9 protein-coding genes are annotated in these 22,056 nt (G+C 46.6%); 6 read left to right on the top strand and 3 right to left on the bottom strand.

Annotated features, from left to right (window positions below):
• Position 1: 1 nt before the first annotated feature.
• Together JCM16456_RS08040 and JCM16456_RS08035 are read right to left on the bottom strand one after the other, a co-directional pair.
• Positions 2 to 1,207, bottom strand: coding sequence for an amino acid ABC transporter permease (locus JCM16456_RS08040; RefSeq protein WP_068713725.1), 1,206 nt, complete (start codon positions 1,205 to 1,207; stop codon positions 2 to 4).
• Positions 1,208 to 1,332: 125 nt separating this feature from the next.
• Positions 1,333 to 2,361: an amino acid ABC transporter substrate-binding protein gene (locus tag JCM16456_RS08035; protein WP_068713724.1), complete on the bottom strand. Its 1,029-nt coding sequence runs from the start codon at positions 2,359 to 2,361 to the stop codon at positions 1,333 to 1,335.
• Between the two features lie 459 nt (positions 2,362 to 2,820).
• Between JCM16456_RS08035 and JCM16456_RS08025 the strand changes: the two genes are divergently transcribed.
• The gene (locus JCM16456_RS08025) at positions 2,821 to 3,765 is read left to right on the top strand and encodes a precorrin-2 dehydrogenase/sirohydrochlorin ferrochelatase family protein (RefSeq protein WP_068713722.1); all 945 of its coding nucleotides are present in this window, start codon (positions 2,821 to 2,823) and stop codon (positions 3,763 to 3,765) included.
• A gap of 115 nt (positions 3,766 to 3,880) precedes the next feature.
• Here the strand turns inward: JCM16456_RS08025 and yidA are convergent, their stop codons facing one another.
• The gene (yidA, locus tag JCM16456_RS08020; protein WP_068713721.1) at positions 3,881 to 4,687 is read right to left on the bottom strand and encodes a sugar-phosphatase; all 807 of its coding nucleotides are present in this window, start codon (positions 4,685 to 4,687) and stop codon (positions 3,881 to 3,883) included.
• A 381-nt stretch (positions 4,688 to 5,068) separates the two neighbouring features.
• On the opposite strand from yidA, the gene queE reads away from it, so the two are divergent.
• The 5 genes from queE to JCM16456_RS07995 all read left to right on the top strand — a co-directional run bounded on the left by queE (position 5,069) and on the right by JCM16456_RS07995 (position 22,022).
• Positions 5,069 to 5,719 (top strand): 7-carboxy-7-deazaguanine synthase QueE, encoded by a 651-nt coding sequence (gene queE / locus JCM16456_RS08015; RefSeq protein WP_068713720.1) that lies wholly within the window; start codon positions 5,069 to 5,071, stop codon positions 5,717 to 5,719.
• A 12-nt stretch (positions 5,720 to 5,731) separates the two neighbouring features.
• Positions 5,732 to 6,424, top strand: coding sequence for a 7-cyano-7-deazaguanine synthase QueC (gene queC / locus JCM16456_RS08010; protein ID WP_068713719.1), 693 nt, complete (start codon positions 5,732 to 5,734; stop codon positions 6,422 to 6,424).
• 84 nt (positions 6,425 to 6,508) lie between these two features.
• On the top strand, positions 6,509 to 7,162 hold the full coding sequence (gene grxB / locus JCM16456_RS08005) for a glutaredoxin 2 (RefSeq protein ID WP_068713718.1): 654 nt from the start codon (positions 6,509 to 6,511) through the stop codon (positions 7,160 to 7,162).
• A 249-nt stretch (positions 7,163 to 7,411) separates the two neighbouring features.
• A complete protein-coding gene (locus JCM16456_RS08000) occupies positions 7,412 to 8,149 on the top strand; it encodes a 4'-phosphopantetheinyl transferase family protein (RefSeq protein ID WP_068713717.1) in 738 nt (245 codons plus the stop codon).
• An 880-nt stretch (positions 8,150 to 9,029) separates the two neighbouring features.
• A complete protein-coding gene (locus tag JCM16456_RS07995) occupies positions 9,030 to 22,022 on the top strand; it encodes a non-ribosomal peptide synthetase (RefSeq protein WP_068713716.1) in 12,993 nt (4,330 codons plus the stop codon).
• Positions 22,023 to 22,056: the final 34 nt, after the last annotated feature.

Below are 22,056 nucleotides of genomic sequence, written 5' to 3'. Positions count from 1 at the left end.
ATTATCTCTCCACCAAGGCTACTTTGCGGTTATACAAGTTCATCAAAATTGAGGTGATAATACTCAATGCGAGATAAACCCCCATGGTCATAGAAATAATCTCTATGGCTTGACCGGTTTGGTTCATTGTTGTGCCAGCAAATACTGAGACTAAATCCGGATAACCAATAGCGGTTGCAAGGGATGAGTTTTTGGTCAAATTCAAGTATTGGCTGGTCAATGGCGGAATGATGATGCGCATGGCTTGCGGGATAATCACCAGCTTCAATGTTTTCGTTTTTGGTAAACCCAAAGACATGGCGGCTTCTGATTGACCATAACTCACGGCGTTAATGCCTGAACGAACTATCTCTGCGATAAAAGCTGCTGTATAGATAGAGAGTGCAAACCACAGAGCAACCAATTCCGGGATGATGGCTAAGCCTCCGCGGAAATTAAACCCTTTCAAATGTGGATATTCAGCCGAAATAGGTGAACCAGCAAGAAAGTAAACCACGAGAGGGAACACGATAACTAAGCCTAAACCGACTGGCAGCATTGGTGTTTGATGACCCGTCAGTTTCTGCTTGTTCTTTGCCCAACGACCAATCGCAAAGGTTGCGACTACGCCAATGATAAATGCGGCAAAGATAAAACCACTACCGGGGCCGAAAACAGGGGCTGGGATGTACAATCCGCGTACGTTTAAAAATACGCTTTCACCAATGTGCAAGCTTTGACGTGCAGAAGGCAGCGCTTGAAGAACGGCGAAGTACCAAAATAAAATTTGCAGTAACAACGGGATGTTACGGAAAATTTCGATGTAGACAGCGGCTAAGCGACTCACTAGCCAGTTGTTTGACAGACGAGCAACCCCCATAACAAAACCTAACGCTGTGGCAAAGATAATACCAAGCACAGATACAAGGGCTGTGTTAAGCAAACCAACAATGAATGTTCTACCGTAGGAATAAGTTTCATTGTAATCAATCAAACTTAAACCAATACCAAAACCCGCAGGTTGGTCTAAGAAACCGAAACCGGTTGCAATACCACGTGCGTCTAGGTTGGTCATTACATTGCTGATGATGCTGTAGAAAAAATAGACCAGAGCAGCGACAGTTAGACACTGAAAAACTACTGATCGAAAGGTTGGATTATAGAATAGATTTGTGCTCTTCCCTGAGCTTGCCGAAGGCTTGCTCATCGCACTATTAGTAGGTTTCATACAACGATAACCTCATATCCATTTTCGATATAGGAACGAAAAATCATTCCTGTTATACCTTCGTTGAAATAAAGTTGTGGCTAATTCGTTAGCCACAACTCATTAATGGTTAGGTATAGGCTCTATTAACGGACTGGTGGAGCGTACATGAAGCCGCCCGCATTCCACAATGCGTTTACGCCACGAGCAATTTGTAGTGGAGAACCTTTACCAACAGTGCGTTCGAACATCTCACCATAGTTACCCACTTGCTTGACGATTTGGTAGCCCCAATCGTCGCGAATGCCTAGGCCAGAACCTTTAGGACCATCAACACCAAGAATACGTTTGATGTTTGGATCGTCAGATTTCAGCATTTGATCAGCATTTTTAGAAGTGATGCCATATTCTTCAGAGTTAATCATGGAGAATAGAACCCACTTCGCTACGTTAAACCATTTGTCGTCATCTTGACGAACAACAGGACCTAGCGGTTCTTTCGAAATGATTTCAGGTAGAACCATAGCGCTTGATGGGTCGGCAAGATTTAGACGAAGAGCGTATAGACCCGATTGGTCAGTAGTTAGTGCATCACAACGACCAGATTCAAAACCTTTCACTGTTTGCGCAGAAGTATCGAATACTACAGATTTGTAGCTCATGCCATTTTTGCGGAAGTAGTCAGCAAGGTTAAGTTCGGTTGTGGTGCCTGATTGAACACAGATTGATGCACCATCTAGCTCTTTAGCGCTTTTCACGCCAAGAGTTTTCTTAACCATGAAGCCTTGACCATCATAGTAAGTAACACCAGCGAAGTTTAGACCCAGTGCGGTATCGCGTTGTAGAGTCCATGTGGTGTTACGAGAAAGAATGTCGATTTCACCAGATTGTAGCGCGGTAAAACGTTCTTTAGCGGTAAGTGGTACGTATTTAACTTTGGTTTTGTCTCCCAGTACGGCTGCTGCCACTGCTTGACAATATTCAACGTCGATACCTTCCCATTGACCTTTGGCGTTTGGGTTAGAGAAGCCTGGAAGACCAGTACTCACACCACAAGTCAGTTCTCCTTTTGCCAACACTTTATCTAAAGTACTGTCTGCTGCTGACGCCGAAGTTGCAACGAGGGCAGTAGAAGCCGCTATTGCTGACGCAAGAAGTGTTAGTTTATTTGCCATTTGTATCCTTCCTGTATGATCCATGATTGATCAGGTTTCCCTGATGCAAGGTTCAGAAAATATTGCGTTTTATTCGTTATTTACGTTGCTTTTACCAAGAAACGACTATTGATAAATCAACTATTTATAAGCGTAGGTAAGGTTTTAGTTTTTCTCAAACATATAATTTAAAAAGATTTTCGTTTATTCTTTCTTACCGCCACTGTGGTTAGAATGGCGAAATGTTATGCTATTGTAAATAGTGCAATTATGCTCGATTTTGGTGCAACAGAATGGATATTTCTTGCTCACTTTTTTCTTAGTGTACAGTTCACTGTAAAAGTGATGATGTGGAATGAATCACTGTATATTAGTAAAAATACAGTGATAAATTATTTCATTTTTCTATTTCTCTAATTTTGGTGCACCTTTATAGGTCGAAATGGTTTTCTAGCGAATGATCGAAGTGAGTTAATTTAAATGCGATATTTTCCTCTGTTTATGGATTTGAACAACAAACCAGTCTTAGTCGTTGGCGGAGGGGAGGTTGCATGCCGCAAAATAGACGCTCTGATAAGGGCTGGAGCCTATGTCACCGTCGTGTCGCCACAAGTTGCACCTTACCTTGAGTCTTTGGTCAAGGATGGCAAATGTGTCTGGGTGAAGAATTTTTATTCATCAGCAGTGTTAGACCAACCTTTTATTCAAGTTTGGGCCACGACCGACAATCCAGAGCTAAACCACCAAGTCCACAAAGAAGCAAAACAGCGTGGTTTATTGGTCAATGTGGTTGATGACCAACCCTATTGTGATTTTATCACTCCTTCTATGATTGACCGTGGGCGGATTCAAATTGCGATTTCCAGCGGTGGTGCTTCCCCTGTCTTAGTCCGCAATCTACGCGAGACGATTGAAGGAGTATTACCCGGTAACCTGGGGCTGCTAGCTGAGTTTGGTTCATCTAAACGTAACTCTATAAAAGAAGCGTTACCGAGTGTGGATTTACGTCGTCAATTTTGGGAACGTTTCTTTGCCTTGACTGCAGTGAAGCAGGCAACCAGCCGCGATGTTTTAGAACAAGCGTATAGTGAGCTGCTCAAACAAGATAAGCCACGTGAGCTTGAAGTGGTGTGGGTAGAGTTTGCTCAAGATGTTGAACGTCTCTCTCTTAAAGCGCTGCGTACTATGCAGCAGGCAGAACGTGTCCTTTATCCGAAGCAGTGTCCGTTTGATTTTATTGATCTGTGTCGCCGTGATGCAGAGCGCGAATTATTCAGTGATGAAACGGAGTTAAGTCAGCGCCTAGAGGAACTTAAGCAACAAGAAGAGCGAATTGTTATTTTCATTCCTCAAGGTACACAAGCGTATGCTCTGTTGCAGTCGGGTCAACGAGTTATCGGCTTAGCGAGTGAGCGATTAGCGTAAATCGGGCATAGCCAGTGATAGGGACGCAGAACAGAAACACAGAAATAGAGAGGGGCTAATACTTAGCCCCTCTTTTTAGTTAGCCGTGAAGAATGACGTGGTTCAAATATTGCGATTAAACCAATGCGTATTTTTCAATCGCAACCGCTACGCCATCTTCATCGTTAGATAGAGTGATGACATCGGCTGCGGCTTTGGTTTCTTCCATTGCGTTACCCATCGCAACGCCTAAACCGGCGTAATGAAGCATGTGTAGATCGTTTCCTGCATCTCCCATACTGATCACTTCGCTTGCTGGAATATTTAGGTGGTCGGCAATCGCTTTAAGGCCAACACCTTTATTGCTGTTTGGATTTAAGAATTCCAAGAAGTAGGGTGAGCTTTGCACTATGGTAAAACGTTCATGAAACTCTGCAGGTAATTGTGCAATCGCGGCTGACAGTTTTTCTGGCTCATCAATGATCATCGATTTGATGATTGGGTGTTCATCTTCCAGCGTGTCGAAGTCCATTTCGGTAATGCCGATGCCATTTATAGTGGCTTCCACTTCAGTGTAGCGACTGTTTTTTGGTGTGATCAGACCTAATGGTTGACTGAATGCGTGGGTATTTACGCCAAGTTTTTGTGCAATGTGATAGATGTCTTTGGCGTCTTTACCTGTGATGATATCTTGATGAATCACCTCACCAGTTCCCACGTTTTGTACGATCGAACCGTTGTAAAATAGCACGTAGTCGTCATTGGATTGGATATTTAGCTCTTTAAGTTGGTTAACGATCCCTTCAAGTGGGCGGCCAGTTGCCAATACCACGCGAATACCTTGTTGACGAGCTTTAGTGATAGCCTCTTTAGTTCTTGGTGTAATTTGCTTTTGGCTGTTAAGCAGGGTGCCATCCATATCCAGAGCGATAATTTTATACATAGTAAACCTAATAACTAAACTGAACGAAATTGAAAGGGTATCAGAGGGTTGTGACCAATTGAAAACAACCAAACATATGACATTAAGAAAACGTTTCCATATTACATGTAACTGCTACGCAATTCCAACAACGCAGTGTGTTTAGTGTTACTCGTTATGTCTACCCCGATCAGTGCCTTGCCTTATCGCAAATAGATACTCGCTGAAACAGCATCTTGAGGTTTCTTGGGGATATAATAGGAACGAGGTAAGAAAGAGGATAAAATGAGCCTTAAATGCAGGTTTAATTTGACCTCTTCACACGCTTCTATTAAGGTCTGCTCCCTGCATTTTTTGTAATTGATAAGTTAGGCAGAAATCACCTTGTATAAAGTAAACGAAATGTTTGAGACGATTCAAGGCGAGGGCGTTTTTACCGGCGTTCCCGCAGTGTTTGTTCGTCTTCAAGAATGCCCGGTAGGTTGTGCTTGGTGTGACACCAAACAGACTTGGGATGCTACCCCTCAAAATGAACGTTCTTTTGATAGTATCTTAACCAAAACTGCCGATAGTCCGACATGGTGCTCGGCAACCGCACAAGAGGTTGTTGAACGATATCGAGCGCAAGGGTATACGGCAAAACATATCGTTATTACTGGTGGTGAGCCGTGTATTTATGATCTCCGCCCGCTGACTGAAGCCTTTGAAGCCCATGGTTGCCGTTGTCAAATTGAAACTAGTGGTACTAGTGAAGTGATTACTTCACCAAATACATGGGTTACAGTGTCACCAAAAGTCGCAATGAAAGGTAAATTGCCCGTGCTGGACAGTGCATTGCAACGCGCGAATGAAATTAAGCATCCGGTGGCGACCGATTCTGATATTGAGAATCTTGATGAACTGTTACTGCGTGCTCGTGTGTCGGCAGAAACCGTTGTTGCGCTGCAGCCGATCAGTCAAAAGCCGCGAGCAACTCAGTTATGTATTGATACTTGTATTGCTCGTAACTGGCGCTTGTCGATTCAAACTCATAAATACCTCAGTATTGCGTAAGGATTCATAGTGATGAAAAAAGCCGTTGTTGTGTTTAGTGGTGGTCAAGATTCCACAACTTGTTTAGTACAAGCACTAAAAGAGTTCGATGAAGTGCATGCGATCACTTTCGATTATGGTCAACGCCATAAGTTGGAAATTGAAGTGGCACAAGCACTGGCAAAACAGTTAGGTGTTACCGCGCACAAAGTCATGGATGTGGGGTTGCTTAATGAGTTAGCGATAAGCTCACTGACTCGTGATGACATTCCAGTGTCTGGCGAGCTGCAAGAAAATGGTTTACCGAACTCATTCGTTCCTGGGCGCAACATTCTGTTCCTGACTCTGGCGGGTATTTACGCCTATCAAATTGGTGCACAAACCGTGATAACTGGTGTGTGTGAAACCGATTTTTCTGGTTACCCTGATTGTCGCAACGATTTTGTTAAAGCAATGAACAGTGCTTTAGTACAAGGTATGGACCGTGAATTGGAAATCCGTACTCCTTTGATGTGGTTAAATAAGGCAGAAACGTGGGCCCTTGCAGACCAAAACCAAGCTTTGGATTTAGTTCGCTCTCACACTCTGACATGTTACAACGGTATTGTGGGCGACGGTTGTGGTGAGTGTCCTTCATGTAAGCTGCGTAAGGCGGGATTAGATGATTACCTGCATCACAAAGATGATGTGATGTCGTCTTTAGTGGCAAAGCAGAAACAAAATTGATAAGGGGGACTTGGGTATAATCGCTTGTTGTTTTTGGAGCAACTGAGTAGACTGCGTTTATGCTCAACCTATAAGGATTTATCAATGAAACTGTTTCTTTTCCACCACTGCCCATTTTGTGTTAAAGCAATGATGGCAGCGGGTTATAAAAAACTGGATGTAGAGTGGGTATTTTTACAAAACCACGATGTTGATGCTCGTATTGAAAAAGTAGGGGCAAACATGGTGCCCATTCTGCAAAAAGATGATGGCAGTTACATGGCAGAAAGCCTTGATATTGTTGCTTATTTAGATGCTGCTAATTCTCAAGTGCCTGCGATCGCGGCAGCAAAGCATGACCAGCAAATTAAGCAATGGTTGAGTGACAGTATGCCGTTAATTTCGCCATTACTTTATCCGCGTTGGCTAGAAATTGAGTTGCCGGAGTTTCAATCTTCAGAAGCCACAGCTTGGTTTACTAAGAACAAAACTGCATTAATTTCAATGAGCTTTGAAGAAGCGCTCACTCGCACTCCTGAGTTTTTGACTAAGGTAAACAGTGCACTAACTCAACTGACTTGGTTAGAGTTACCTTCGGTTCGTAACCAACAACTCAGCTATGATGACATTAACCTTTATCCATTCCTACGTAATCTAACAGTAGTAAAAGGTATCGAGTTTCCTAGCATTGTGCGTCAATATATCGATGAGGTGACCCAGCTAACGGGAACGCCAGTGTACGATAACGTAGCCGTTTAAATCTCTTTTTGCCACCGATACTCAGTGCATAGTGTTCGGTGGCACCTTCCTGCATCCTCTCTTATTATTTTGGCTAACGATTAGCTAATTACTACACTAAATACGCATGAAATCTCATATCATAAAGTGGCGTTTGTCTATATAAGCGGTTTCTTGTTCAATATTTTTGATCTGTTGCACAAATGAGACAGAGTTAGCATGAAAAATTAAAAAATAGTGCTAATGTGCTCCCAATTTCATAAGCAATAAGTGGGGCATTTTATCATTTTGCTCGAGTCTCAGCTGGATACAAGCACGCTGTTTAGCCAAGAATTCAGTCTGTTATTGCCTAACACCTGTGTCAACGGAACAATGGTTCGTTATTGTGTTGAGCACTTTGAGCCGCACATGCTGGAGGAGTGTCCGTATGTAGAACCTCATTTGGTGTTCAACTCAGTAAAGCAACGCCAAATTGAGCATCTCGCAGGTCGCTACTGTTCTAATCGCGCTTTGCAAACGCTGTTTAACACAGAGCGAAGCTTTTTAATAGGCAAGGGGAGGCATGGTCAACCTTTGTGGCCATCATCTGTGGTCGGCTCGATAGCGCACTCTCAGGATTGGGCAGTCGCGATTGTCAGCCAACACGCGAAATGGTTAGGGATTGATTGTGAAGACATCATGACGATGGAGACCGCACAGCAAATCTCGACCATGATTGCTCAACCCAACGAGTTATCGTTACTGTCCAAATGTGCTTTACCTTTCAACTACCTTATCTCTCTCTTATTTTCTGCCAAAGAAAGTATCTATAAAGCTATCTATCCTCAGATAGAAAAAATCTTAGACTTTAATGTAGTTAGTATTAATAAATTTGATTTAGAAAATAATTTCATGGAATTTAAATTTTCTGTAGAACTACAGAAAATATTAAACGGTGTAGAAGAAATAACAGTAAGCTATTTCTTTGTGGAAGATTCTATTTGTACATACGTACATGAATTAAATTAATATCAAAATTATATTAATCTTATATTTAATTTTAATTATAAAAATATAACGAACAGTATTTTGTTTGATGTGGCTATTCTATGTGTATTTTTATTCATTTTCATGCCTATTTAAACATGACTCAATTTATGTCCTTTTTGGGGTCGTTATTTGTCCTTATGATATATTGGCTTCAATATAACCACAATTTTTATATGTGAAGAAATCAAAGGACTTTGTGATGCTTCTATTGCGCTATAACGCTTCATTACCTTTCTTTACATCATAGATGTGGTCTATTTGCCTTTTTGTAGTGAAATGTTCCTTTTGTGTCACTGTTTTTGATGAGTAAGTATTATCTTTAACTGCACTGCGTACTGATAATCATTATCATTATTGGAATGTATGAGTAAGCAATGCACTATAATTATTATTAATAATGATATTTATACTTATGAAGGAAATTAGAATATTTACTCTATGAAGATATTTAGCATGCATCTAAAATTTAAAAAAGTATTGATTACTCTGACCTATATTTAAAACTTCCATGACATAGCTTTTCGGTTCCATAAATGGGAAGTGTTACAGTGATTCATTTTGTTTTTTGGACCAATATCACACATGGCGTTTAATTATTAAATAGCTCATTACTTGTTTATTTATCATTTCTTGTTATATTCGTCGTAAATTCCTTATTGAATAAATATCACTTTTTTAAATCTAAATTTATTTGTTCTTTGAATGGTTGTAATTTTTGTTATTAATAACGTAATCGTAACATTACAGTAAAGAGTGTTTATTTGCTCACATGAAAAATTTATTCCTCATTAATTTGAGGACGGATTTGCTTTGCCCAAAAAAAGTCGGTACTACAATTTTATAAATCAGTGGTGGATTTATGCACGGTAACAAAAGCCCTAAAGAGGCTTCTCAAGGTAATACTCAGGTTTCACTTCCCATGTCTGCGGCGCAACAGGGTATCTGGTTTGCTCAGCAGATGAACCCAACCGCAGCTAACTCGGTGTTTAAAATTGCCGAATATCTGGTCATTAATGATGTGGTTGAATCTGTAGCGTTGGAGCAAGCACTACGTCACACGATTGCAGATACACAAGCCTATAACGTGTGTTTTTATGCTTCTGACCAAGGACCTATGCAAACTACATTGCAGGAGGTTCACTGGTCACTACCCGTTATCGATTGCAGTGATGCATTAGATCCGCACTGTATGGCTGTTGATTGGATGCAGCAAGATCTCAATTGCGATATGTCTCTTGAGCATGGCCCTTTATTTTCGTTCGCTTTGTTCAAAATAGCACCAGATTGTTATTACCTTTATCAATGCTTTCATCACATTATTAGTGATGGTTATGCAAGTCATCTTTTCATGCAGCGTGTGGCCTCGCTTTACAATGCCATTTGCCAACAAGCTCAACTGCCGGAATGTTCTTTTGCCTCATTGACTGATGTTATGTGTGACGAAAACACCTATTTGAGTTCCCCAAGGTGGGAAAAAGATCGTCAATACTGGTTAGAACGTTGGTCTAAGCCACCAGTGGCAACCTCGTTGAGTCGTGACTCCGCATTATGCGTCGAAGTGAATCGCCAACAAAACTATTTGCCTGCATCGTTAAGTCAACAAATTCGCAGTTTAGCTCTACAGCTTAATGTGACGTTACCGCAATTGTTAGTGACCTTGTTTGGTTTCTACTTGTATCGCATGACAGGACAAGAAACTTTAGCATTAGGCTTTCCTGTGACTGGGCGCCGTACCAAGGCAGCACGTAACGTTCCTTTCATGGCGACAAACGTCATGCCTATTCAGTTGAATTTTGGTGCCACATCCTGCCTCGCAGAGGGGTTAGATCAAGCTAAACGTAATATTCATGGGGCATTAAAACATCAGGGTTATCGCAGCGAACGTCTCAAAGCCGATTTAGGATTACTGGGTGATCATCAACCACTGTTTTCTACGCTGATCAATATCATTCCTTTTGAGTACAACATGCAGTTTGGTTCCGCACTTGCTTTAGTGCATAACCTGTCTATTGGTCCAACTGACGATCTGTCAATTACCGTGTGTGACCGCGGTGAATCGGCGGGATTGGAACTTTGCTTAGATGCCAACAGTGCTCTTTATAGTTTTGATGACATTGAGACCCATTTCGCACGAATGGTACTGTTTTTACAAAGTGTCGTTAATAAGCCAGATGCTCAAGTTAATCAATGGGATATGGTGCTGCCGCATGAACGTACTACCATGCTGGAAGAATTTAATGCGACACAAGCGTATTTCGCTAAACAGTTTGGTTTGCATCATCTTTTTGAGCAGCAAGTGGCCTTAACACCGAATGCGATAGCGTTGGAATTTGGCACAACACAAGTGACTTATGCCGCACTAAATCAGCAAGCGAATCAATTGGCTCACTGGCTTGCCGATCATGGTGTTAGCGCACACAGTCGTGTCGCGCTTTCCTTGCCACGCAATCATGAATTGCTGGTTGCCGTCATGGCGGTGCTGAAAACTGGGGCCGCTTATGTGCCCATGGACCCCAATTATCCGCTCGACCGCCGCTGCTATATGGTTGAAGATTGCCAACCGAGCATCATTTTTACCACCAAGGAGTCTGACCTTAATCGTCAAGAGTTTTCGTTTCCATGTCAGGTGGTGGAATTTGATCGCGTTCTGAGAGCTTGCAGCGCCTACAGTGACGAAGACTTGGTGGCGAGCGAGTTCTCGTCGCACCAATTGGCCTATCTGATTTACACTTCTGGTTCGACAGGCAAACCGAAAGGGGTGATGCTTGAGCATCGTAACGCGGTGAATTTAGTCGAATGGGCAATCAACGAATATCAGCCCGCAACATTGCACCGTACGCTGTTTTCTACTTCTCTTAACTTTGACCTTTCCATCTTTGAAATATTCACCACCTTGAGCTGTGGTGGTACTCTGGTCATTGTTGAAAATGCCTTGAGTCTGCTTGAAGGTCATTACGATCTTACCTTGATTAATACCGTGCCTTCCGCGCTAGCGGCACTGTTGGAACATCATGCCATTCCAAGTGGGGTACAGGTGATTAACGTGGCGGGCGAGCCATTAAAACGTGGTTTAGCTGAACGTCTTTTTGCTGAAACGGCTGTGCCAAAGTTATGTAATTTATACGCACCTTCCGAAACCACTACCTATTCCACCTTTGTGATGATGGACCGCCATCAGCCGTTTGCTGCTCACATTGGTAAACCATTAAGTAACACACAAGTGTATATTGTTGATGAACAGCAAGCGCTTGCCCCAATTGGTGTGGTTGGAGAAATTGTGATTGGTGGTGAGGGGGTAGCCCGTGGGTATCTTAACCTCGAAGGTTTGACCCAAGAGCGCTTTATTCCTGATCCATTTAGCGCTGAACCAAATTCTCGCATGTATCGCACTGGCGATTTGGGGCGTTGGCTGCCTGATGGCAACATTGAATTTCTTGGTCGCAATGATTTTCAGGTGAAGGTGCGAGGTTTTCGTATCGAGCTGGGGGAGATTGAAGCGGCGTTGCAACAGTGTCCCGGTATCGACAGTGCTGTGGTCGTCGCGAAAACCGATGAACAACAGACACGTCTGGTGGCTTATTACACCGTAACCGATGGCGACGTCACTCATGAAGCTATCATGGCACATTTATCTCAGCCATTGCCTGATTACATGTTGCCAAATGCGCTGGTCCAGCTTGACTGCATTCCTTTGACACAAAATGGCAAGGTCGACCGCAGTGCTCTCCCAGAACCTGAAAAGTTAAGTGAAGTACGCATTGATTACGTTGCACCGCAAACGGGATTTGAAGAGCGGTTGGCGATCCTTTGGCAAGCTCTGCTTGGTTGTGGTCAAGTAAGTCGTTACGACCATTTCTTCCAGTTGGGTGGCCATTCACTGTTGGCGGCGCAATTGTTGTCGCGTATTCGCGATCATTTTGCGCAAGAGTTACAGTTGGTTGATTTGTTTAATCATCCGACTCTTGAACGTATGGCGAATCTTATTGCCAATCGTACCGAAGCTGATGTCTTGCCTGAGATTGAAGCTGCAGAGTATTGTATTCAGTTTCCGCTCTCAGCAGCGCAGCAGCGTTTGTGGTTGCTCGAGCAGTTGGATACCAACGCAGCGAAGGCGTATGTGATGCGTCATCATCTTGCTTTAACCGGTCCATTGCACTTGGATGCATTAACCGATGCAATGACTTTGGTGGTCAAACGCCATACTCCATTGCGCACTCAGTTCGTGGTGGTTGATGGTAAGCCTGTACAGAAGATTCAACCTGTTTTAACCCCGTTTCCGATTGAGCGTACGGAAACACTGGGCGAATGGCAGCCTGAATTTGATCTTACCCAAGGCTATCTGTTTTCCGTTTGTCTAGCCCAGCAAAGTGAACAGGAGTGGCAACTTGGTTTGGCGTTGCACCATATTATCGCTGATGGTTGGTCGGTACGTATTTTACTCAATGATATTGTTGAGCATTACAACGCTATCGTCGCGGACCGAGCGGAGCTTTTCCCTGCACCATTAAGCGTGCAGTATGGAGACTATGCGCTCTGGCAACAACGCCACGTTAAAGGACCGTGGATTGAAGAGCAAAAAGCGTATTGGATTGATGCACTTGATGGTGTTCCAGACTGTTTAACACTTCCACAGGATCACATACGACCAGAGCAACAATGTTACGATGGGCGTACTTTCTCTATCGCATTAAATTCGGATCTCACACAAGCGTTAAAGGTATTCTCTGCTCAGCATCACAGCACCTTGTACATGACGTTAATGGCGTCGTGGGCGCTGCTGATGGGACGTTTAGCTAAGCAAAACGATGTGGTGATTGGCACACCAGTTGCGGGGCGTAGCCGCACCGAACTGGAAAGTATGATCGGTATGTTTGTTAATACCCAAGCGATGCGTGTTCAGCTTAATCCCAATAGCGATATTGTCTCATTGATTGAACAAGTTAAAGAGACAACGCTCGCTGCACAGGCTAATCAAGACATTCCTTTCGAGCAGATTGTTGAAGCGATCGCGCCTAATCGCAGCATGGCGCATAACCCAATTTTCCAAGTGATTTTTGCTCTGCACAATACGCCAGATCAACTGACCAACATGGAACAAGTGGAGCTCAATCTTTTACCTGGTGATAGCGATACCGCTCAGTTTGATTTAAGTATCGGCTTGAGTGAAGTGGACGGGCGCTTAGAAGGGTATGTGAATTACGCCACGTCTCTATTTGATGAGGCGACAGTGCGTCGCTATGTTGCCCATTGGAAAACCTTATTGCGTCAAATGCTGGCGCAACCTAATGCCTTGATTATGGCGCTGCCTGTACTCAACGAGCGTGATACGACACAAATCGTCGAAGGCTTTAACCGTGATAAAGTGGATTTCTTTGCGCATCACACCATAGCGCAACGTTTTGAAGATCAAGTTAAGCAGTTTGCAGAGCGCATCGCCGTCAGCTTTGGTGAGTCGCATTTAACCTACGCTGAATTGAACGCCAGTGCTAACCAACTTGCTCATTGGCTGCGGGCGCAAGGCGTGCGTCCAGACAGTCGTGTAGCCATTGCACTAGAGCGTGATGAGCAGTTACTGGTTGCCATCTTAGCGACTCTAAAAGCCGGTGGTGCTTACGTTCCTCTCGACCCTAATTATCCCAAAGAGCGTTTGGAATATTCGCTGCAAGATTCAGCGCCGCAGGTAGTGATTACCCGTTCTAACCTTTGCGAAAAACTGGGACAACTGCCCGAGCAAACCACACTCGCATTGCTAGATAAGCCGCAGTGGTTGGACGAATCACGCGCCAACATCGATGCTGATGAGATCGGTTTAACCGCGCATCATATGGCCTACATCATCTACACCTCAGGTTCGACCGGTAAACCGAAAGGGGTGATGGTCGAGCATCATAACGTGCTGCGTTTGATGGCGGCTACCCAAGGGGATTACCAGTTCAACGAACAGGATGTGTGGACGCTATTTCACTCTTATGCGTTTGACTTCTCGGTTTGGGAAATTTGGGGTGCCTTGCTGTTTGGTGGCCGTTTAGTGGTGGTGCCACACCTCGTTTCTCGTGCGCCCGATGAGTTCTACCACTTGCTGTGCCGTGAAAAAGTGACGGTGCTCAACCAAACACCGAGCGCATTTCGTCAGTTGAGCGCTGCGCAACAAACACTGGCTCAAGCGAAGGTGCAACATACCTTACGCTATGTGATTTTTGGTGGAGAGGCATTAGAGCTTTCTGCGCTAGCACCTTGGTATGCCCGCGCTGAAAATGAGGCAACTCAGCTGGTGAATATGTACGGTATTACTGAAACTACGGTACACACCACTTATTATCCGCTCAGTGCGCAAGATGTCAGCCATACTGGGGCAAGCCCAATTGGTCAAGGCCTCAAAGACCTGCGTTTGTATATCCTTGATGAACATAAAAAACCGGTGCCGATTGGCGTAACAGGTGAACTGTACGTCAGTGGAGCAGGGGTTGCGCGCGGCTATCTTAATCGTGACGATTTAACCGCAGAGCGCTTTTTAGCTGACCCGTTCGTCAATGATGGTCACACCCGCATGTACAAATCGGGCGACTTAGGTCGCTGGCTAGCAGACGGTTCAATTGAATATTTAGGTCGTAATGACGATCAGGTCAAAATCCGCGGTTTTCGTATCGAACTTGGCGAAATTGAAGCCTGTGTGCGCAGTTTTGCTGGTGTTACCGATGCCGCCGTGGTGGCACAAAAGAGCGCCAATGGTGATCACCGTTTAGTGGCTTACTTCGTATCCAGTGATGCGGCAAACCCGATTGCGGTTGATGCACTGCGCGACCATGTCGCTGATTTGGTGCCAAGTTACATGGTGCCTTCGGCGTGGATGCCAATGGCGGTATTACCGCTAACCAGTAATGGCAAACTCGACCGTCGCGCATTGCCAGAGCCAAGTGAAGATGGCCTGTTGCGGCAGCAGTTTGTTGCGCCGCAAGGTAAAGCCGAAGAGACGATCGCTGCGTTATGGAGCGAGTTACTCGGTGTTGCCGAAGTCGGTCGTAACGACAACTTCTTTGAATTAGGTGGACACTCACTGCTGGCGGTGCAATTGATTGATCAACTTCGTCAACAAGGGTATGAGCTGGCAGTGAAATCGCTGTTTAACCAACCGACCTTGGCAGCGTTAGCGACCACATTAAGCCATAATGAGGCGACTCCACTAGGCAGCAATCAAGAGCAATTATCGGTCACCCGAGGCATTCCTCAGCCATGCCAGCACATCACCCCAGAGATGTTGCCATTGGTGGCACTTAGCCAAACTCAAATTGAGCAAATATGCGCGAAAGTACAGGGTGGGGCGGCGAACGTGCAGGATATCTACCCGTTAGCACCACTACAAGAAGGGATCTTGTTCCATCACTTACTGGAGCAACAAGGGGATGCGTACTTAACGCGTTTGATGACCGCGTTCGGCTCTCAACAGGAAATGGATCGCTTTATCGATGGGTTACAGCAAGTCATTGCCCGTCATGATATTTTGCGCACTGCGATGGCGTGGCAAGGACTCGAGAAGCCAGTGCAAGTGGTGTGGCGCGAGGCGCCAATGAAGGTGGAGACACTGACACTTTCTGCTGAGGATTCTGTACAAGGTGACGTTGTCACTCAATTGCAAGCGCACTTTGATCCTGCGTCCACTCGTATTGACGTGACGCAAGCGCCACTGATTGAAGCGTATCGCGTGGAAGATAAGGGAAATCAGCGTTGGATTTTGTGCCTGCTGATTCACCATTTAATTAACGATCACACCACCTTAGAACTTTTGGTGGAAGAAGTGTTCGCCCATATGGATGGTAAGCAGGAGAGCCTTGCTCAGCCTGTACCTTTTGGTCAATTTATCGCGCAACTGGCTCAAGAGCGAGATGAGCAACAAGACCGTGACTACTTTGCTGCTCAGTTAGCGGATATTGACGAGCCTTGCGCTCCGTTTGGCGTGCTTAAGCTTGATAACCCAACCACCGACGTTGAGATGCTCACCGTTGCCCTTGATGATTCCGTGGCTGCGACTTTGCGCGAACAGGCTAAACGACTTAACGTTAGCACCGCTAGTTTGTTCCATCTTGCGTGGGGCAAAGTGGTGCAAGCCACCACAGGTCAACAAGATGCGGTGTTTGGCACTGTGCTGTTTGGCCGTATGGGGGCTGGCAACGCTTCTAGTCGCACCATGGGGATGTTCCTCAATACCTTGCCACTGCGTATCAATTGTGCCGCGAATTCCCTCGAACAAGCGGTGAAATCAACCCATAAAGCTCTCGCGGAACTGCTCAATTACGAGCATGCGTCTTTGATTCAAGCGCAGCAACAAAGCGGCGTTGCCGCACAAATGTCGCTATTTACTAGCTTGCTGAACTACCGCTATCAAGGTGGCAGTCAAACTCAAGCTGATATCCTTAAACGCGTCGATTTGGTTTACTCCGCAGAGCAAACAAACTACCCAATCAGCCTCGATGTGAACGACTTTATCGGCGGCGGTTTCTCCGTTGACGTGCACGTCGCCAAAGTGATTGGCTGTGAGCGTGTTGCGCAGATGATGATCAATGCATTAACTGGTCTTGCCAATGGCTTAAGTCGTGAAGCATTAAACGGCACCGCTGCGACAGCACTCGCCACTCCAAATGCTGCATGGCAAATACTGACGCGAGAAGAGCGTGAGTTGCTATTAGAAGATTTTAACCAAACCGAAAAAGCCTACCCAACCGAGAGTTGTATTCACCAGCGCATTGAAGAGACTGCCGCTAATCTGCCGCATAAAATCGCAGTGCAGAGCGAGCAAGGTTTTACGCTGCCAACCGAGTTAACCTTTGCTGAGCTAAACGCGCACGCTAACCAACTGGCCCATTGGCTGGTGAAACAGGGCGTTCGTCCCGACAGCCGTGTAGCGGTTTCACTAGAGCGCAGCAGTGAATTGGTTGTGGCACTCGTGGCGATTTTAAAAGCCGGTGGCGCTTATGTACCGATGGATCCCGGTTATCCAGAAGATCGCTTGGAATACATGGTGCAAGATAGCCAACCGGTCGTTCTAATCACCACCAATGAACTGCGTAGCCGCCTAGGGGAGATTCCAGAATCGGTCCAAGTGGTCAATTTCGCAGGGGAATTACCGTGGGCGAGTGAATCGACGCAGAACCTCGACCCTAAAGCGCTTGGACTTACATCGCGTCACTTGGCGTACATCATTTACACCTCAGGCTCGACCGGTAAACCCAAAGGCGTGATGAACGAACATCGCGGCGTAGTCAACCGCTTAAGCTGGATGGTTGATGACTACGGTTTTAACCGTGATGACGTGATTTTGCAGAAAACCCCATTTAGTTTTGATGTGTCGGTGTGGGAATTCTTTGCGCCGCTGTGGGTAGGTGCCACGTTAGTGATGGCCAAACCGGAAGGTCACAAAGACCCAAGCTACCTGCGTGAGTTGATTGAACGTCGCCATGTGTCGATTTTGCACTTTGTACCACCGATGCTGCAGATGTTCTTGGAAGGCACGGAACAATCACGTTGTTCAAGTCTGCGTTTGATGTTCTGTAGTGGTGAAGCTTTGCCAGCAGAAACCATTCGCCGCACCTACCAAACACTGCTTCATGTTGAGCTGCATAACCTTTACGGCCCAACCGAAGCGGCTGTTGATGTGACCCAATGGCATTGTCCGCGGGATTTGGTCGGCGATAGAGTCTCTATCGGTTCCTCAGTCGCTAATACCCGTATGTATGTGCTCGATAGCCAAGGTCAACCAGCGCCGTTAGGCGTTGCCGGAGAAATCTTTATCGGTGGCGTGCAAGTGGCGCGCGGCTACCTGAACCGCGACGACTTAACTGCTGAGCGCTTTGTGCGTGACCCGTTTGTCACAGATCCTCATGCCACTATGTACAAAACCGGGGACGTTGGTCGCTGGTTGGCTGATGGCACCATTGAGTATCAAGGGCGTAACGATGACCAAGTGAAAATCCGCGGTTTCCGCGTTGAGCTTGGCGAAATTTCCTCTGCGCTGAAAGGCTGCTCGGATGTGCTCGAAGCCGTGGTGATTGCCCGTGGCACCAGTGCTAACAAGCAGTTGGTGGGTTACTTTACTTCTGAGCAAGTGCTTTCAATTGAAGCGATTAAAGCGCAGATGGGCGAGCGTTTGCCAGAGTACATGGTGCCAGCGGCACTGATGCAAATTGAGGCGATTCCACTGACGCCAAACGGCAAAATGGATCGCAAAGCCTTGCCAGAGCCAGCGGAAGAAGCCTTTGTTCGTCATACTTATGTTGCGCCGCAAGGTCCACGTGAAGTGCAACTTGCTACGTTGTGGCAAAACTTACTTGGCCTAGCGCAGGTAGGGCGTCACGATAACTTCTTCGAACTGGGTGGTCACTCATTACTGGCGATTCAACTGATTGAAAAACTGCGCCAGCAGGGCACACAATTGGCAGTCAAAGCGCTCTTTGAATCGCCAACACTGTGCGAACTCGCCAACTTACTGACCGAAACTCAAGACAGCGCTTGGCAAGTGCCGGACTATCAAATCGCGCCAAGTTGTGAACGCATCACACCAGAGATGCTGCCCTTGGTCGAGTTAACCCAAGCGCAGTTGGACCACATTGCGGCGGGCGTGGATGGAGGCATGACCAACATTCAAGACATTTACCCGTTGGCGCCGCTGCAAGAGGGGATTTTGTTCCATCACCGTATGGCTAAAGAGCGCGATCCTTACCTTAGCCCAGTGATTTTGTCTTTCTCTTCGGCTCAGAGTGTGCGCCAGTTTACCGATGCGTTGCAGCAGGTGATTGATCGTCATGACATTTTGCGCACGTCAATGGCGTGGGATGGTTTGGAAGAACCGGTGCAAGTGGTGTGGCGCCATGCACCTTTGGCCGCGGTAACGCTACAGATCCACAGTCAAGATGTGTTGGCAGAATTAATTGATCGCGCCAATGGCGAATACGCCCAGATGGACGTGACCCGTGCACCGCTGATGGCGGCGTATCAAACCGAAGATGTTGCGCAGCAACGTTGGCTATTGTGCTTGGTTAACCACCACCTCAATAGCGACCACACTACGATGGAACTGCTTGTAGAAGAGGTGTTTGCTCACATTGATGGCAAACAAGCGTCGCTTCCTAAGCCACTGCCGTTTCGTAATTTTGTTGCGACCAGTCGTCTCAATGCTAACAGTGAAGGGCATAAGCGCTTCTTTACTGAACAGTTTGCAGAGCTCGATGAACCTTGCGCGCCATTTGGTGTGATTGAGCGCAGCGACGACTACGAAGTGAATGTGCAGCATGTTGAACTCGAAAGACATTTGAGCGAGCAGCTGCGCGCAGTGGCAAAACGCCAAGGTGTGAGCGCAGCCAGTGTATTCCATTTAGCTTGGGGCCTCGTGCTACGCGCTGTGTCGGGTAGCAGCACCGCCAGTGTGAGCGATGATGCTGTGGCTGGTCGCGACAATGTGGTGTTTGGCACCGTGCTGTTTGGCCGCATGTCGGCCGGTGAAGGGGCCGATCGCGTGTTGGGGATGTTCCTTAATACCTTGCCGCTCAAACTTAATTTGGCGCAGGTGTCACTGCAGCAAGCGCTGCAATGTACTCATCAAGCACTGGCGAACTTGTTGGATTACGAACACGCATCGCTAGCGCTCGCTCAGCAGTGCAGCGGTCTTGCGGGTTCTACGCCACTCTTTAGCAGCTTGCTTAACTATCGCTATGACGGTGGTAGCGCTCAACTGAGCAGCGCAAGCACAGGTAAGATGGATATTCTCTACAGCGCAGAGCATACCAACTATCCAGCGACGATTTCGGTCAACGATCATCAAGGCATCGATTTCTCCCTGGATTTGCAAATGGATGAGCGCATCAGTAGCGAGCGTCTTGGCGCTATGATGTTGGCGACTTTGCAACAGATGGTGTCACAGCTGATTTCTGGGGTAGAGCGCCCGGTTGAGCAACTGTGCGTGTTGCCTAATGACGAATATGCTCAATTGGTCAATGGCTTAAATCAGACGCAGCAAGTGGTCGATCAAGTCTCTTGTGTTCATCAATTGATTGAGCGTCAAGCCGCGCGTCATCCTAATGCCATTGCGCTCTCCAGCGCCGAGCGCAGCATGACCTACGCCGAACTTAATGCTCAGGCAAACCAGTTAGCCCATTGGATGCAACAGCAAGGCATCACGATCGAAAGTCGCGTTGCACTCTGTTTTGACCGTACGCCAACCCTGATTGTGGCGATGCTAGCAGTCCTTAAAGCGGGTGCTGGCTATGTGCCCCTTGATCCTACTTATCCAGCCGAGCGTTTACAGTTTTTGTTACGCGATAGCCAACCTGAATTGTTGCTCACCGATGGCACGGTCGACATGGTGCCCGTGTGGGGTGAAACGGTTCCTTGCGTGCGGGAAGTGAATGTGTTGCAAGGGCGTCATCTGTGGGCCGACTGCATTGCCGATAACTTGCCAACCAGTACCTATAGCAGCGAGCAATTGGCGTACATCATCTACACCTCAGGATCGACTGGGCAACCGAAAGGGGTGATGGTCGAACATCGCAACTTAGTTAACCTAATTGAATGGCACAACCATGCGTTCAATATTGGCGCGGGTGATTGTGTCTCCAGTGTGGCAGGGCTGGGCTTTGATGCTGCCGTATGGGAAATCTGGCCACCGCTATGTGCGGGCGCTTATTTGACCTTGCCAAGCCTTGCCATTAGTCGCGATCCTGAGCAGCTATTGGCATGGTGGGCTGAGCAGCCAATTAAAGTGGGCTTTTTGTCGACCCCAGTGGCAGAGCTTTCCTTTGCCCGCGGTGTGCATCCTAATACGCTCAAAACCTTACTGGTCGGGGGCGATAAGCTGACTCGTCGACCTCATGCCAACGCGCCTTATCAGCTGGTGAATAACTACGGTCCAACGGAAACCACCGTGGTTGCCACATCGGGTGTGATTAGCGGTAACGAGCTGCACATTGGTCGCGGAATCACCAATACACAAATCTATCTTCTTGATGCGCATGGACAATTGGTGCCACGCGGCGTGACCGGTGAACTTTACATCGGCGGATTAGGTGTCGCGCGCGGTTATCTCAATCGTCCAGATCTCACCCAAGACCGATTTATGGCGGATCCATTCAGTGCTCATAGTGGCGCGCGAATGTATCGCACAGGCGATTTAGCCCGCTGGTTGCCCGATGGCACCTTGGAATATCAAGGACGTAACGACGATCAAATCAAGATCCGCGGTTTCCGCATTGAACTGGGTGAGATTGAAGTGGCGTTAAAACGCTGTGCCGGCGTGGTGGAATCGGTGGTTGTGGCACAAAGCACCAAAGCGGGGGATAAACGCTTGGTTGCTTATGTGGTTGGCACGGTTAAACCGAGCGATTTACGGATGGAATTGGCGGCGCAATTGCCACAATACATGGTGCCTGTCGCCTATGTGGTATTGAGCCGTTTACCACTCACAGCGAACGGTAAAATCGATCGCAAAGCCCTGCCGCAGCCCGAGCCAGAGGCGTTTGTTACGCAAGATTACCAAGCTCCGCAAGGGGAAGTGGAAGAGCAGCTAGCCGAGTTATGGCAAGAACTGCTTGGCGTGGCACGCGTTGGTCGCAGCGACAACTTCTTTGAATTGGGCGGCCATTCACTGCTCGCCGTGAAATTGATTACCCGCATCCGCGATGCATTCCAAATCGAACTCGCCATTAGCGACCTGTTTGCGATGCCAGAATTAAGCACTTTGGCGCAGCATCTTTTGCAGCAAAGCATGGCCGATATCGACATGGAAGAACTCAAAGCCATGGCACGTGCTGCTGGCTATGACGAATCCGAACTTGACCTTGTGTTAGCTCAGTTAGCCGATAACGAATAGGGATAAAGGGGGCGCAAGCCCCCTGAATAACAAA

The sequence above is a fragment of the Vibrio tritonius genome (assembly GCF_001547935.1).
In the GTDB taxonomy this organism is placed as follows: Bacteria; Pseudomonadota; Gammaproteobacteria; order Enterobacterales; family Vibrionaceae; genus Vibrio; species Vibrio tritonius.
This window is presented reverse-complemented; position numbering and strand designations above follow the sequence as displayed.